The following is a 13,569-nucleotide window of genomic DNA, read 5'->3' as shown; positions in this document are numbered from 1 at the left end:
TCCTGCTCCGCATGGGTCGTCGTACCGTCCACGGAGTGTCCGACGGTTACGGCTTCCGGATGACCCGGACCCCGTCGTCTCCCGTGGGCGGCTGGTTCGGTCCGGACTCCGGACGCCGGTAGACACCCGTGATGCCGGGGTCGCCGCCCGCGTCGCCCGCGGGCGGGGTGGCCGGGGCCTGCTGGGCCTGCTGCCGCTCCCGCGGGCCCTCCGGCGCGGGCCCGGTGAACCGGGCGCCCTGGGGCGGGTGGGGAGCCGACCCGGTGCCGCCACCGTTCTTCGCTCCTTCCTCCGGCGACCCGCCGGCAGGCTTCGGAGCGCCCTGGTCGACCTGCTGGCCCGGCCTGATGACCGGCTTGATCCGCACCGTCGCCTGGTCCGGCTCCTGCTGGAGCGGAGGCAGCTTGGTGGTGGCCTCGTCCTTCTGCTCCGGGGCGGGCGCGGGCCCGGACCCGGGCTTGGCACCCGCGTCGGGCGCGACCGGCTGGGACGCCTGGGAGGCCTCGGAGCGGTCCGGCCCCGTGCGGGGCTTCTCCGCTTCGGGCCCCGCAGCCTTCGGCGCGGGCCTGCCCGCGGCCGCAGGCCTCACCGCCGCGGGCTTGTGCTCCGCGGCCGGGGTGGTGGCGTCCTCCCTCGACAGGCCGGTCTCCAGCGCGCCCGCCTTGTCCTCGGCCTCGACCAGGTCGGCCAGGGTCGAGTGCATGTCCTTGAGGCGTCGCAGCGCCTCTGCGTGCGTGGCGGTGAGAGTGGCCAGCCGGCGGTCCGCCGTGTCGTGGATCTTCTTCGCGCGGGCCTCGGCCTCGCCCAGACGGCGGTCGCCCTCCTGCTTGGCCTGGTCGCGGAGCTGGTCGGACTCCTGCTTCGCGGCGGAGACCATCTCGTGGGCCTCCGCACGCGCCGAGGACACGATGCGCTCGGCGTGCGACTCCGCGTCCTTGCGGTGCTTGGCGATCTCCTCCTGGGCGCTCTTCTCGATCCCCTTCACCTCGGTCTCGACCTTGGAGCGACGCTCCTTGGCCTCCTCCTCGGCGATCCTGAGGATCTCCGCCATGCGCGCGCTGATCTGCTCGTGCTCAGGCTTGACCTGGGCCTTCTCGCGGGCGATCGCGAGGTCGCGCTTGTACTGCTCCAGCTCGTCGTCCATCCGCTGCAAACGCTCGCGGATGCTCTTGAACTGGTTGTCCATCCGTACGTAGTAGTCGTCGACGTGCGCCTTGTCGTATCCGCCCTTGCGCACCGTCGGAAACCGGTCCTGCTGCAGTCCGCCGCCCGGCAACATATCGCTCATGTGCCCTTCATGTCCTTACACCGTTGAGTGCACGTCGTATCAACGTGGGAGTTGCCCCGTACCCCATTGTCCTGGGAAGACCCATCGAGTCCTGGAAACGACATCCACTCGATTTTGTCCCGTTTGCCCTGATTCGACCGCATGAGGGGCACCGGCCGCGAGCAGAGCGTGACGTCGCGGACGCCGTCCAAACGACCAAGGTAGACACGTGCGGCGCTGCCGCGTCAAGAGTCCCGACGGGTGGATCGCCGCGCGGACCCCGGTCACGTTCTTACTAAGGTATGCGCGATCATCCCCGTACGGGGGCAGAGCGGTCAACTTCCCACCTGTCTCACCGTGCACGGGGACGACCACCACACCGAAACGATGTTGGAAGGGCCAGGACATGGGTAGTGCGACGGACGGCCAGACGGAGGGCGGACCCCTCGGACCGCGGATCGGCGGCGCCCCCTTCGGGAGGCCCGAGATCCACCCGACCGCGTGGATCGCCCCCGGCGCCACCGTGGTCGGCCGCGTCCGGGTCGGTGCCGAGAGCAGCGTCTGGTACGGGTGCGTGCTGCGCGCCGACGGCGAGGACATCGTGGTCGGGGACAGGGTCAACATCCAGGACCAGTGCGGCATGCACTCCGACCCCGGCCAGCCCGCGATCCTGCACGACGACGTGAGCCTCGGCCACAAGGCCATGGTGCACGGGGCGGTCGTGGAGGAGGGGGCGCTCATCGGCATCGGCGCGATCGTGCTCGGCGGTGCCCGCGTGGGACGGGGCGCGCTGGTCGCGGCGGGCTCCCTCGTCCCGCCCGGCAAGGTGGTTCCGCCCGACACCCTGTGGGCGGGCGTCCCCGGCAAGGTGGTCCGCGAACTGAACGACAACGACCGGCTCGTCCTCGCGCACACCCCCGCCCACTACGCGGCGCTCGCACTGCAGCACCAGGAGGTGGTCTGGGCCTGACCCACGGGCACGGCCCGAACGGACGCGGCGGCACCCGCCGCGTCCGCCCCTCTCCGTCGGCGGACCACCGGACCGATGGGCGATTCGGGACTTCTGGCTAACCCGGGTGAGCCCCCCACTGGTCCTCACGAGTCATGCGCGACCGATACGCCCCCGCGTAGCCTGAAATCCTTACGCCCGTGGGGCCGGGTTGGTCGCGCCCGCAACCACGAGGGCCCGGTCCGGGGGCCACCGGCACACGCTCGCGACACCCGGGAGGTGGGCGCGCGTGGAACACGACACACACCTGCGCCCGCTCGTCCGCCCCTTCCTCCACGACGACGTCGCCCTCGACGAGATCGACCTGTACACGGAGGTCCTCATCGCCGTGGCCGTCGCCGACCGACCGCTCAGCGCCGCCGAGATCGACCGCGTCCTCGGCCTCGCCCCCCGACCCGCCGGGGACGACCCACCGGACGCGGCCGCCCCCACCCCCGCGGAACCTGCCTCGCCCCCGAGGCCGGGGACGGGTGGTGAGCCCCGTGAGGGCGCCCGCCGGGAGGACGGACCCGTCACGGCGCACGCACCGGGCTCCCATCCGGCCCCTCGGCCCGGTGAGGCTCCGCCCAGGCCCGGCAGGCCGGGCAGACCGTCGCACCGCGGCAGGGTTCCCGAGCAGAGCCGCCCGCCCGAGGCACCGCTCACCGGCCCGCGTCTCCTCCCCCGGCAGCGGCCGTACCCCGGCCCGTCCCCGCTTCCGCGCTCCGTGCCGTTCACGATGCGGGCCCTGCCCCGCCTGCCCCTGCCGCCCTGGTCGTACTGACCCCGCGCAGCGGTTTCCCGGCGCCCCCTCCCGGTTCCCCTGAAACAGGCCTGTTCCGGCCACGCCCTACCGCTCCGCCGCGGCCCCCACGGGGTATTGGCCCCTCAGGATCCCTTCTGTCCCCCCGAGGCGCACACCCTTCCAGGAGCCGCAGATGTACGCAGACGAACCGGACCGACAGGAGCCCCGAGGCGGTGGGGACGAGCGTTCCCGGCGCCGGAAGGTCGGAGAGGACGAGCCCGCGCGCAAGGTGACACTCGCCATCGCGCTCGCGGTGACCTTCGTGTTCGTGCTGGTGACCGCCGCCGGGGTCGGCTGGTTCCTGTCCGATGACGGCCCCTTCCCGGGTGGTGGAACCTCCGCGCCGGACGAGGGTTCGCCCACCGGCGAGGGGGAGGGCGACAACGCCTCCGACGGGGACTCCCCGTCCCCCGAGGGCATGGTCGAGGACCCCCGTTCGGGTCTGACCTACCAGCTCCCGGGAGAGGGCTGGCAGCGGCTCGGCGACGACGAGGTCCCCCCGGAGTACCACTCGTACGCCGTGTACGGCGCAGCGGACGACCCGGACGCGATCATCGTCACCGGCAGCGAGCAGCTCCACGCCGCGGAGCCGATGCCCGTCGCGGGGGTGCGGCTCGCGGTGGAGTCGCTGGGCGGCCTGGTCACCGACATCGCCTCGCTTGAGGTCGAACCCTCCGGTGGGACCGAGGTCGACGGCTCACCCGCGTTCGGGGTGGCGGTGGACGGAGGAGGGGAGGACGCCTCCTACGGCCGGTTCCTCCTGGTGGAGACGGGTGACCGGAACGGCGCGTTCATGCTCGGTATCAACACGGCCGGCGGGGACGAGGCCTCCGCCGCGATCGACGAGGCCTTCGCGTCGGTGGGCGTCCTCTGACACCGATCACCGACCGCCTCAGAGCGGAAGGACGGCCCGGAGCAGGAAGCCGTCGTTCTTCGTGCGCACGGCGGACAGGGTGCCCCCGCCCATGGAGACGCGCTCGGACAGGCCCGCCAGACCGTTGCCGGAGGTCTCCTTCGGCGCGCCGCCGGCGCGCGCCCCGTCGTTGGACACCTCCACCACCAGGGCCCGGCCCACGGTGGTGCCCTTCGCCGGGGTGAAGGCGATCTGGCACACGGTGGCGTCGCTGTGCCGGAGCACGTTGGTGCCGCCCTCGCGCACGACCCACGCGGCCAGGGCCGAGGTGCGCGGGGGCAGGTCGAGACCGTCCAGGCCGGAGACGGACACGACTGTGCCGTTGGCCGACAGGACCGCTCCGACGGAGGCCACCTCCTCCGCGAGAACGACCTCCCGGTAGCCGCTCACCGCCGTGCGCACCTGCTGCAACGCCTTGCGGGCGAGTTCGTGCACCTCGTCCATCTCGTGGGAGGCCCGTTCGGGCGCGCGGTCGACCAGTCTGTTCGCCAGCTCGGCCTTGACCGCCAGGGCCGACAGGCTGTGGCCCAGCAGGTCGTGCATGTCCCGGGCGAACCGGAGCCGCTCCTCGGTCACCGCCAGCCGGGCCCTGGCCCTCTGGCCCTTCACGGCGTCGTTGGTGACGTCCCACAGCCAGATGGAGGCGAGGGATCCCGCGGCGAGGCAGAGCGCCCAGACGATCGAGACGATCCACGACACGAGGAAGGGGACGAACTGGATTTCCAGTGGGCTCAACGGGATCAGCAGCCAGGGCAGCACCAGCAGGAACACGCTGACCAGGGCACCGCGCGTCCGGGAGGCCACGAACACCCCGACGCCCCACCACGCACCGAGAAAGAACATGTTGCTGATGGGGATCTGGAGGGCGGCGGAGGCGACGCCGGCCATCGCGATCGAGCCCCAGTAGAGCCGCGGGTCGGGGTCGCGCCGCCCGTCGAGCCGGTCCCGGAGCATGACCAGCATGATCACGCCGAGAGGGACGGCGAGGGCCTCCGCCAGGACGACCCTCCACAACACGACCGACTCGGCTCCGGCCATGAACTCCAGGAGCGGCAGGAAGACCATGATGAGGAGGACGAACACCATCGAGCCGAGGATGATGCGCCGGGCCACGCGGAGCTTGCGCTCGGTCTGCCGGTTCCCGGCGGGGTCGGCTGCGTGGTTCCTCAACGGTTCTCCTCCTGGTCGGGGGCGCTGCTCGGTCGGTGTCCGGTCCGGTGTCACTCCCGCAGGGGGAGGACCGCCCGGAGCAGGAAGCCGCCGTCCTTGGTCCGGGCCGCGGAGAGGGTGCCTCCGCCCATGGAGACGCGCTCGGACAGGCCCGCCAGTCCGTTGCCCGAGGACGCGGCGCGGTCACCGCCGCCCCGCGCCCTGTCGTTGAGCACCTCCACCACCAGTGTCACCGGTCGGTCCGGTCTTCCCGGCAGCCGGGTGAACGTCACCGCGCACCGGGTGGCGTCGCTGTGCCGGAGCACGTTGGTGCCGCCCTCGCGCACCACCCACGCGGCCAGGGCCGAGGTGCGCGGGGGCGGGTCGAGACCGTCCAGGCCGGAGACGGACACCCTGGTCCCGTTCGCTTCGAGGACACCGGCCACGGAGGTGACCTCCCCTGCCAGGTCGACGTCCCGATAACCGCTCACAGCGCCCCGCACCTGCTGCAACGCCGATCGGGCCAGGTCCTGCACCTCCGACATCTCCGTCTTGGCCCGGTCCGGTGCCCGCGCGGCGAGCCTGCTCGCCAGCTCGGCCTTGACCGCCAGGGCCGACAGGCTGTGGCCCAGCAGGTCGTGCATGTCCCGGGCGAAGCGCAGGCGCTCCTCGCTGACGGCCAGCCGGGCGCGCGCCGCCTGCCCGCGGATCGCGTCGTTGGTGATGTCCCACAGCCACAAGGTGGAGGCGAACAGGATCCGCAACAGCAGCGCGTAGCCGATGCCCAGGAACCAGGGGAAGGCGAAGGCGAGCGGTGGCACCCCCAGGGTCAGGGGCAGGGCGAGCGCCTTGAGCCAGCTCAGTGCCGCGATCGCCAGGCCGAGGTTCCGGCTCCTCCGGGACGGTAGGGCGTTCGCGACCGTCCCCCACCAGGTCGCCAGGACCAGGGCGGAGTTGAGCAGGTTCTGGGTCGCGGCGAAGGCGACGCAGCTCAGGACGAGCGACCAGAGGACCAGTCGGCGGTCGACACCACGCCGGCCGCCGACGCGCTCCCGGATGAGGAGGACGAGCAGGACACCCGAGCCGAGCGCGGCAGCGGACGCCACCGCGGCGAGCCACAGCGGGAGGCCGACGTCCGACGGGAAGGAGGCGTCCATGCCCGTCCAGAAGGCCTGGGCCAGCACCAGCGGGTAGATCGACCCGACGGTGATCATCCGGGAGATCCGCAGCCGGGTCGCGTTCCGCGCGCTCAGCTCGTCCGGATCGACGGCCTTGTCCACCATGCCCACGGTCCCCCCTCCGCACGTACCCCCGACGCCCTGCCAGGCGCCCCCACCGCCGTCCACAGGCCCGGGAACGCACTGGTACGGCCCACCCCACCCTGTCAGGGTGGTGGAAAAGCTCTGACAGGGGAGGTCGGATGAGAGTTCGGGGCGGAGGGACCCCCCGCGCTCCGGCGTGCCCACACATCCAGGCCGTCCGCGCCCCCGGCAGCTTCCGGAGCGCCGCCGTCCGCGGACGCCGGGGCGGTCGTCCGTCCACGACCGCCCCGGCGTCCCGGTTCCCACCGCCGGTCACGGCTGGCGGGGGTCCCACTTGAAGAACCTGCGCACCAGCAGCGCGAAGACCACGGTCCACGCGAGCACCACACCGATCGAGGGGAGCGCCGCCGCCCACAGGCCCAGGGGGCCCGGTTCCGTCGCCGCCTCAAGTCCGCCGAACACGTCGTAGCCGGTGAAGGCCGCCTGGGCCATCAGGGTGACCGGTGCGACCGGCAGGAGCATCATCGCCTCGCGCAGGGGGTCCGGCAGCATGCCCAGGGGGATGAACAGCCCTCCCAGGAACAACAGGATCATCATCGGGACCATCGCCGCCATCTGGGCGGCCTCGGCGTTGCGCACCATCGGGGTGATCAGGAGCCCGAACAGGGTCATCGGCACGGTACTCAGCAGCACCGCCACCAGCAGCATCACCGGGTCCTGCGGCATCGATCCCGTGAACGCGGCGGTGACGGCGGTCATCAGCACCGCGACCAGCAGGGAGAAGAGCGCCACCACCCCGATGATGGCGCCGAAGATCGCCGCCTGCGGCACTCCGCTCACCCTCAGCCGCTTCAGCACCAGCGCCTCCCGGCGCGCCGTGAACACGTTGGAGGCGTGCCCGAGTCCGACGATCAGGCCGATACTGCCGAGCGTCCCCGCCATCGACATCGCGGTGCTGTCCACCCCGGGGAAGACCTCGTAGGACTCCATTCCCAGGGAGACCACGAGCAGGAACATCGGCAGGGCGAGGAACATCCACGCGGTCTTGTACCGCACGAACAGCGTGAACTCGGTCCGTGTCAGGCGCACGGCCTGCCGGAACCAGCCGATGGTGGGCCTGGGCCGGCGCGGGGCCGCGGTGGCCCCGGTGCCCTCGGCGGCCGCGGTGGGTGTGGTCATGGTGTGCTCCTCGAAGGTCTGTGTGGAGATGGCGTGCGCGCGGCGCGCGGCCGGTCGGCGTGTCGGCCGGTCCCGCGGTACGGGGTCTCAGCCCGAAACGAGGTCCGCGGCGCCGTCCGCGACCCGGAGGAACACGTCCTCCAGGGAGGCACCGCGGACCTGGAGGTTCTTGAGCGTTGTCCGGTTCTCGGCGGCCCACCCGATGAGTGCGGCGACGGCGTGGTGGGCCCGCTCCGCGACGTCGCCGCCCAGGACGGTGTACGTGGCCCACAGGGAGTGGTCGCGCGTCTCCACGGCCACCTCGGCGTCGGGCAGCCGGGGCAGGTCCCCGGTCCGCACGTCCTCGGGGAGCACGAAGCTCACCCGGTCGCCCCACCCCGCCAGGACCCCGGCCAGGGTCCCCTCGATCCGCACCTCTCCCCGGTGCATGATCGCGAGCCGGTCGGCGAGGCGCTCGGCCTCCTCCAGGTAGTGCGTGGTGAGGAGGATCGCGACGCCGTCCCTCTTCAGGTCGCTGATGATCCGCCAGGTCTCCTGGCGCGCCTCCGGGTCCATGCCGGTGGTCGGCTCGTCCAGGTACAGGACCTCGGGGCGGGTGACGAGGGCGAGCCCGAGGTCGAGCCGGCGCTTCTGGCCTCCGGACAGCTGACGGACGGCGACCCCGCGCTTGTCCAGGAGGTTCACCAGGCCCAGGATCTCGTCGGCGCCGCGCGGGTCGGCGGCGAGGTCGTGTGCGAGGGAGACGGTCTCCTCGACGGTCAGGTCCTCCAGCAGTCCGCTCCCCTGGAGGACCGCGTTGGTGCGCTCCCGGACGCCGGACGGCTGGCCGTGGGGGTCGGCTCCGAAGACCCGGACCGTGCCGGAGCTGGGCTTGCGAAAGCCCTCCAGGGTCTCGATGGTGGTGGTCTTGCCCGCGCCGTTGGTCCCGAGGAGGGCGAAGAGTTCTCCGGGGTGGATCTCGAAGGACACGCCCCGGACCGCCTCGAAGGAGCCGTAGTGCTGTCGCAGGTCGCGGACGACCACCGCGGGCCCGGTGGTGTCCGGGACGGGGTCGTGGGCCTGGGCGGTGCGCGCTGTGGTCGTCATGCGTCCAGGTTCCCGCGGCGCCGGGCCCCGGCACAGACTCCGTTGTCACCGGCTGCCGATGTGGAATCTCCCGGCGCCCGCACTGACAAATGTCATCCGGTTCGGCCGCGGGGCGTCGGGGCCTCCCGCACACGCCCCTTCCCCCAGGATCGCGTGCGGGAGGCCCGCGCTGTCAGCGAGCACGCCCGGCCCCCTCATCACTTGCGTCGGGCGTCCTCGCTGACCATGGGGGACCGTCCGGTGCGTCGGCTGATCCCCTCCCCCGTCGGACGGTCCGGCCGGACCGGCGGGGAACGGCCCCCCGACCAGACTCCCGACCCATATCCGACCGTCTCCACCCGAGGGCGGTTCTGTCCGTTCCCACATGCTCGAATCGGACCGACACCTGTGCGGGGTGTCGATAAGAGTTCTACACGAACCCCGGCTTCCGCGTGGGGAGAACCGCATTCATGAAGAAGTTTCATTTAGCCAATCCCCGCCCCGGGAGTGCGTTTCGCGGGAAGCAGCCTCCCGGGAAACTCACCCCCGAAGAAGACCGCTCCCACGCCCGCCCGGGAAACGTCGTGAATACCGCGCGCCGATGGACGGTGCGTGGTCACGGGGGCCCGGAACCCCGCTTGCATACGACGTCGCAGGGTCCGCAGGGCCCTTGCGGTGCGCCCCCGGGACAGCCGAAATCCCCGGCCCGACCGGCCATACGGAAGTCGGTAACGCGGCTCCGGGTACCACCGTTTCGGATTCACCCGGACAGCCTCGAAGAACGTGAGGGGGCAGCCCTCGATGATCTTGTGCTTATAGCCGATTTCGACGCCCAAACTCGCTATAAGCACAAGATCACGCCGAATAGGGTGGAAGCGCTAATACGCGCGGAGGTGGTCGCGCAGGGAGCGGGCCACACGGGCCATGAGCGCCTCGGCTCCCGGCTGGTGGACGGCCGGCACGCGCGACTCGGTGAGCACCGAGACCGCGAACACCTGGCCGTCGGCGTGCTCGACCACCCCGAACTCGTGGCGCAGGTTCAGCAAAGTGCCCGTCTTGGACGACCAGGTGGAGACGTCGGAGGTGAAGTCCGGCGCCAGACGGTGACGCAGGACGTTGCCGCGCATCAGCTCCCGTACCCGCGCGGCGATCCCCGGATCGATCACCGAGGGCCGCCACAGAGCCTCCAGCAGGTCGGTGAACGCCCGTGCCGACCCGGAGCTGGCCCGGGTCACGTCGAGCTGGGGGATGCGGTGTCCGCGCCCCGCCGTCCCCTCGCCGATGGCCAGCGAGTGGGCCATGTGCGCGTGGTCGGGGCCGAGCAGGTCCGCGGGCGTCTCGTTGAGGTCCCGGAGCTTGTGCCGGACGGTGATGCCGCGCAGGCCCGCGGAGCGGAGCCAGGCGTCGACCCGCTCGGGCGGGGTCACCTCGAACAGGGTGTCGGCGGCGGTGTTGTCGCTCAGACAGGTGCTGAGGTAGAGCAGGTCCTCGATGCTGACCTTCGCGGGGTGGCGGAACCTGCTCATCCCCGTGTGCATCGGGATGTCGCTCCTCCCCGGCTGCACGAGGACCTGTTCGGCACCGTCGATCTCCCCGGCACGGATGCGTTCGAGCGTGGCGACGGCGAGCGGGACCTTGACGAGCGAGGCCGTCGAGAACTCCAGCTCGGGTTCGATGCCGAGTTCCTCCCCCGTGTCGAGGTCGCGGACGAGGAACGACCCCCGCAGGCCGGCGTCGTCGAGTTCGCGGCGCAGATCCCGGACCAGTCCGGTGGCGCTCATTCGGCCTCCCCCTCTCCGTCCGGTACGCCCAGGCAGCGGGCGATCTCCCGCCCCAGGAGCACACGCAGCCGCTCGGCCTCCTCGCCGGTGTCGGCGACCACCGCGTATCCGCGCGCGAGGCTGATCCCGCCGGTCCGACGCCAGTGCAGTCCCAGGTCCCCGGCCTGGCGGCGGGAGCACAGCAGGAGGTCGTCCGAGCCCAGCACCTCCGCGGCGGCGGAGGCCAGGGAGGCGGCCACGGCGACCTGGGCGGGCCGCAGTCCGACGGCGTCCCGCAGCCGGTTGAGGGGGTCGCGCACGTGCGGGACGTCGTCCTCGGGCTGGATCCAGACGCGGCGGCCCGGTGAGGCCGACCTGTCGCGGTCCACGCGCAGGGTCTCCGCGTAGACGGCGCCGCCCCGGGGCTCCGCGGCACTCGCCAGTCCGAGGGGCACCGTCCAGGCGCCCTCGCCCGGCGGGGTGCCCACCAGGGCGGCACGGACCTCGCGGGAGCCCAGGAGCTCGGTCCGGGCGGAGGGCTGGACGGGGCGAAAGTCCAGGTTCAGGCCCTCCCGACGGGCCTTCGCACCGAGCTCTGCGAGGTCGCGGGTGGCACAGGTGTCAGGCACGGCGAGGCGCAGGGGGCGCAGGACGGCCCGCTCCGCGTCGTGCTCCATCTCCTCCGCCAACTGGACCAGGCGCCGGGCGGACGGCAGCATGTCGCGCCCGAACTGGGTGAGGGTGGCCCTGCGGGTGGAGCGGTCGAACAGGCGGGCCCCCAGGTGGCCCTCCAGTGCCGCGATGCGCCTGCTGGCGACCGGCTGGGGGATACGGGCGGCAGCGGCCCCGAGGGTGAAGCTGCCCCTCTCTCCCACGTTCACGAACGCCTTGCAGGCGCCGACGAGATCCATGCCGGTCACCCTATGTCTCTTCGGCATGGAAGGTGCCCTTCCCTCCAGGGAGCGCATCACGGTCGGCGGCACCGCCGCGGCGGAGGCCCCGCGGTCGCTCCGCCCACCGGGGGAGGCCGTGCGCCCGGGACGCCGGGGGGCGCATGAGGGGCACGGGGTTACGGTGCGGTCTGCGTTTCAGAGGTGACGGCGGCGACGGCCGCGTCGACAGCCGCCCGCTGGGGGGCGAGGGACGCACCCGGCGGACGGCGGACGGCACTGAGCCAGATCCCGTCGACGAGGACCAGCAGCAGTTCCACCAGTGCGTCGGGGTCCTGTCCCGGTGCGAGTTCCCCCTGCTCTTCGGCGTACCCGACAGCCGTCCTGAGGGAGGCTCGTGCCTGTTCGTCGAGTTCGGCGAGGACGGCCGCGAAGGCGGCGTCCACGGCGGCACGTGCGTAGAACGCCGACCAGACGCGTGCCTCGGCCAGACGGTCCCCGTCCGTCGGCAGCACGTCGAGAAGGACCTGGCGCAACCCGTCGGCGAAGGTCAGTCTTCCGGGGCCGACGCGCACACGCGAGATCCGCGCGGTCACGGCCGCGAGCACCTCGCGAAGCGCGAAGTGGAGCAGGTCGTCCTTGGTGCCGAAGTCGCGCTGGACGGCCCCCACGGACAGCCCTGCCTCTGCCGCGACGGTGCGGATGCTGACGCCCTCCAGGCCCTCACGGGCGGCGATCCGATGGAGCGCCGCGGCCACCCGCCGACGGCGGTCTTCCCTGTCTACGTACCTGGGCACGGCCATATTGTGGCACACCCACACCGTTCGATACGATCGTATCGATACATACGTATCGAATGGAGGAAGCATGGATCGCCCACCCGCCCCCCGCACCGCCGGACAGCGGATCGCCACCGCAGGCCGCCGCATCGCGCTCGCCACGGCGTTCACCACCGCCCTGACCGGGACGGCGGCCACCGCGCTCGTGCTGTTGCCGCCACCGTCATGGGAGGCCTGGCAGTACGGACTGCTGGTGTTGGAGTTCAGCCTGCTGTTCGCCACCCTGGCCGCCGTCGGACTGGTGCTCGCCCTCGCCTCGCGCAGCCGGAGCCACCCGGACACGGCGCAGCGGGCCGGACCGGACGCGGGCCGGTGGCGGCGGCGACTCGCGGCGGCCGCGGTCGCGGCCAACGCCGCCGTCCTTCTCGCGGCGCTCGTGCCCCCCACCGCGATCTGGTCCACCGCACGCGCCGAGGGCGCCCGGCTCAGCCTCGGCGGATACACCGCGGGACTCGCCACCAGCACCGACCGGGAACCCGAGACCCGCACCTACCTGCGGACCGAGGCCTCCGGCACGGCGCCGCACGACACGGAGGCCGAGGAACTGGTCCTCGACGTGTGGGAACCGGCGGAGAGGGGCGACGCCCCGCTGCCCATCGTGGTGAACGTCCACGGAGGCGCCGACGACCTGCCCCAGAGCCTCCTCCCCCGCTGGGACGCCTGGCTCGCGGACGGCGGGCGCGTGGTGTTCGACGCGGACTACCGGTACTTCCCGGACGGCGACTGGTCGGCCTCCGTGGCCGACGTCAAGTGTGCGATCGGCTGGGCCCGCGAACACGCGGAGGAGTACGGGGCGGACCCGGACCGGGTGGCGGTCACCGGCCAGTCCGCGGGCGGCCTGCTCGCGCTCCTCGCCGGGTACACGTCGGCGGAGGAGATCCCGCCGAGCTGCGACGTCCCCGAAGCGGACGTGGACGCGGTCGTGGCCTGGTACTCCGTGGCCGACGGAACCGACGAGGCCCCCGAGGTCCCGTGGCGGCAGCGCCACTCCCCCGTGGGCGACGACCTGGACGAGGGCTCCGTGCGGATGATGGGCGGCACGCCGGAGGAGGTCCCGGAGGAGTACGAACTCATCTCACCCCTCCACCAGGTGTCCGCCGACAGCCCGCCCACCCTGCTCGTCATGTCGGGCCACGACCTGTTCCTGGGGACGGAGGACAACCGCCGCCTCGCCTCCCGGCTCGACGGGTCGGGGGTCCCGTACCAGCACCTGGAGATCCCGTGGGCCGAGCACATGTTCGACCTCAACTGGGGCGGCTTCGCCAGCCAGCTCACACGGCACACGCTGGACGCGTTCCTCACCGACCACCTCGCCCCGTGAGAACCGGTCCGCCCGACCCCAGGGTCCACGGGCGGGCCGCCCGTGGACCGGGTGGACGCGGAAGGGGCCGGGCACCGGCCACGAGGACTCTCGCGACAGGTGCCCGGCCCCGGCGTCGGCGCGTGTGCGCC

12 protein-coding genes are annotated in these 13,569 nt (G+C 72.5%); 4 read left to right on the top strand and 8 right to left on the bottom strand.

Annotated elements, in window-relative coordinates:
• Positions 1-46: 46 nt before the first annotated feature.
• Positions 47-1,279: a cell division protein DivIVA gene (locus tag ACFWTE_RS04610; RefSeq protein WP_378777983.1), complete on the bottom strand. Its 1,233-nt coding sequence runs from the start codon at positions 1,277-1,279 to the stop codon at positions 47-49.
• Positions 1,280-1,673: 394 nt separating this feature from the next.
• Here ACFWTE_RS04610 and ACFWTE_RS04605 point away from each other — a divergent pair, with 394 nt between their 5' ends.
• The 3 genes from ACFWTE_RS04605 to ACFWTE_RS04595 all read left to right on the top strand — a co-directional run bounded on the left by ACFWTE_RS04605 (position 1,674) and on the right by ACFWTE_RS04595 (position 3,934).
• Positions 1,674-2,237, top strand: a complete 564-nt coding sequence (locus tag ACFWTE_RS04605) for a gamma carbonic anhydrase family protein (protein ID WP_378777951.1) — start codon at positions 1,674-1,676, stop codon at positions 2,235-2,237.
• Positions 2,238-2,505: 268 nt separating this feature from the next.
• A complete protein-coding gene (locus tag ACFWTE_RS04600) occupies positions 2,506-3,039 on the top strand; it encodes a hypothetical protein (RefSeq protein WP_378777950.1) in 534 nt (177 codons plus the stop codon).
• Between the two features lie 154 nt (positions 3,040-3,193).
• Positions 3,194-3,934: a hypothetical protein gene (locus tag ACFWTE_RS04595; protein ID WP_378777949.1), complete on the top strand. Its 741-nt coding sequence runs from the start codon at positions 3,194-3,196 to the stop codon at positions 3,932-3,934.
• 18 nt (positions 3,935-3,952) lie between these two features.
• On the opposite strand, the gene ACFWTE_RS04590 is transcribed toward ACFWTE_RS04595, so the two are convergent.
• The 7 genes from ACFWTE_RS04590 to ACFWTE_RS04560 all read right to left on the bottom strand — a co-directional run bounded on the left by ACFWTE_RS04590 (position 3,953) and on the right by ACFWTE_RS04560 (position 12,081).
• Entirely contained in the window at positions 3,953-5,143 is a 1,191-nt protein-coding gene (locus tag ACFWTE_RS04590; RefSeq protein ID WP_378777948.1) for a sensor histidine kinase, read from the bottom strand.
• Positions 5,144-5,193: 50 nt separating this feature from the next.
• Positions 5,194-6,405 carry a sensor histidine kinase gene (locus ACFWTE_RS04585; RefSeq protein WP_378777947.1) on the bottom strand — a complete coding sequence of 404 codons (1,212 nt, stop codon included), beginning with the start codon at positions 6,403-6,405 and terminating at the stop codon, positions 5,194-5,196.
• A 291-nt stretch (positions 6,406-6,696) separates the two neighbouring features.
• Positions 6,697-7,563 (bottom strand): ABC transporter permease, encoded by an 867-nt coding sequence (locus ACFWTE_RS04580; RefSeq protein WP_378777946.1) that lies wholly within the window; start codon positions 7,561-7,563, stop codon positions 6,697-6,699.
• An 87-nt stretch (positions 7,564-7,650) separates the two neighbouring features.
• The gene (locus tag ACFWTE_RS04575) at positions 7,651-8,649 is read right to left on the bottom strand and encodes an ABC transporter ATP-binding protein (RefSeq protein ID WP_378777945.1); all 999 of its coding nucleotides are present in this window, start codon (positions 8,647-8,649) and stop codon (positions 7,651-7,653) included.
• Positions 8,650-9,506: 857 nt separating this feature from the next.
• On the bottom strand, positions 9,507-10,409 hold the full coding sequence (locus ACFWTE_RS04570; protein ID WP_378777944.1) for a serine hydrolase: 903 nt from the start codon (positions 10,407-10,409) through the stop codon (positions 9,507-9,509).
• Positions 10,406-11,299, bottom strand: coding sequence for a LysR family transcriptional regulator (locus tag ACFWTE_RS04565; protein ID WP_378777943.1), 894 nt, complete (start codon positions 11,297-11,299; stop codon positions 10,406-10,408). The genes ACFWTE_RS04570 and ACFWTE_RS04565 overlap by 4 nt, the downstream gene beginning before the upstream one ends.
• 158 nt (positions 11,300-11,457) lie before the next feature.
• A complete protein-coding gene (locus tag ACFWTE_RS04560; RefSeq protein ID WP_378777942.1) occupies positions 11,458-12,081 on the bottom strand; it encodes a TetR/AcrR family transcriptional regulator in 624 nt (207 codons plus the stop codon).
• Positions 12,082-12,145: 64 nt separating this feature from the next.
• Between ACFWTE_RS04560 and ACFWTE_RS04555 the strand changes: the two genes are divergently transcribed.
• Positions 12,146-13,438: an alpha/beta hydrolase fold domain-containing protein gene (locus tag ACFWTE_RS04555; protein WP_378777941.1), complete on the top strand. Its 1,293-nt coding sequence runs from the start codon at positions 12,146-12,148 to the stop codon at positions 13,436-13,438.
• The last annotated feature ends 131 nt before the right edge of the window (positions 13,439-13,569 follow it).

Source organism: Nocardiopsis sp. NPDC058631 (genome assembly GCF_042716955.1).
Lineage (GTDB): Bacteria > Actinomycetota > Actinomycetes > Streptosporangiales > Streptosporangiaceae > Nocardiopsis.
Note: the sequence above shows the minus strand (reverse complement) of the source record. Positions and strands in the feature narration are given on the sequence as shown.

What these genes read in the sequence shown, in the direction of transcription:
- ACFWTE_RS04610 (WP_378777983.1), bottom strand. Translation starts at nt 1,279, where the DNA reads ATGTTGCCGGGCGGCGGACTGCAGCAGGACCGGTTTCCGACGGTGCGC.
- ACFWTE_RS04605 (WP_378777951.1), top strand. Translation starts at nt 1,674, where the DNA reads ATGGGTAGTGCGACGGACGGCCAGACGGAGGGCGGACCCCTCGGACCG.
- ACFWTE_RS04595 (WP_378777949.1), top strand. Translation starts at nt 3,194, where the DNA reads ATGTACGCAGACGAACCGGACCGACAGGAGCCCCGAGGCGGTGGGGAC.
- ACFWTE_RS04585 (WP_378777947.1), bottom strand. Translation starts at nt 6,405, where the DNA reads ATGGTGGACAAGGCCGTCGATCCGGACGAGCTGAGCGCGCGGAACGCG.
- ACFWTE_RS04580 (WP_378777946.1), bottom strand. Translation starts at nt 7,563, where the DNA reads ATGACCACACCCACCGCGGCCGCCGAGGGCACCGGGGCCACCGCGGCC.
- ACFWTE_RS04575 (WP_378777945.1), bottom strand. Translation starts at nt 8,649, where the DNA reads ATGACGACCACAGCGCGCACCGCCCAGGCCCACGACCCCGTCCCGGAC.
- ACFWTE_RS04570 (WP_378777944.1), bottom strand. Translation starts at nt 10,409, where the DNA reads ATGAGCGCCACCGGACTGGTCCGGGATCTGCGCCGCGAACTCGACGAC.
- ACFWTE_RS04565 (WP_378777943.1), bottom strand. Translation starts at nt 11,299, where the DNA reads ATGGATCTCGTCGGCGCCTGCAAGGCGTTCGTGAACGTGGGAGAGAGG.
- ACFWTE_RS04560 (WP_378777942.1), bottom strand. Translation starts at nt 12,081, where the DNA reads ATGGCCGTGCCCAGGTACGTAGACAGGGAAGACCGCCGTCGGCGGGTG.
- ACFWTE_RS04555 (WP_378777941.1), top strand. Translation starts at nt 12,146, where the DNA reads ATGGATCGCCCACCCGCCCCCCGCACCGCCGGACAGCGGATCGCCACC.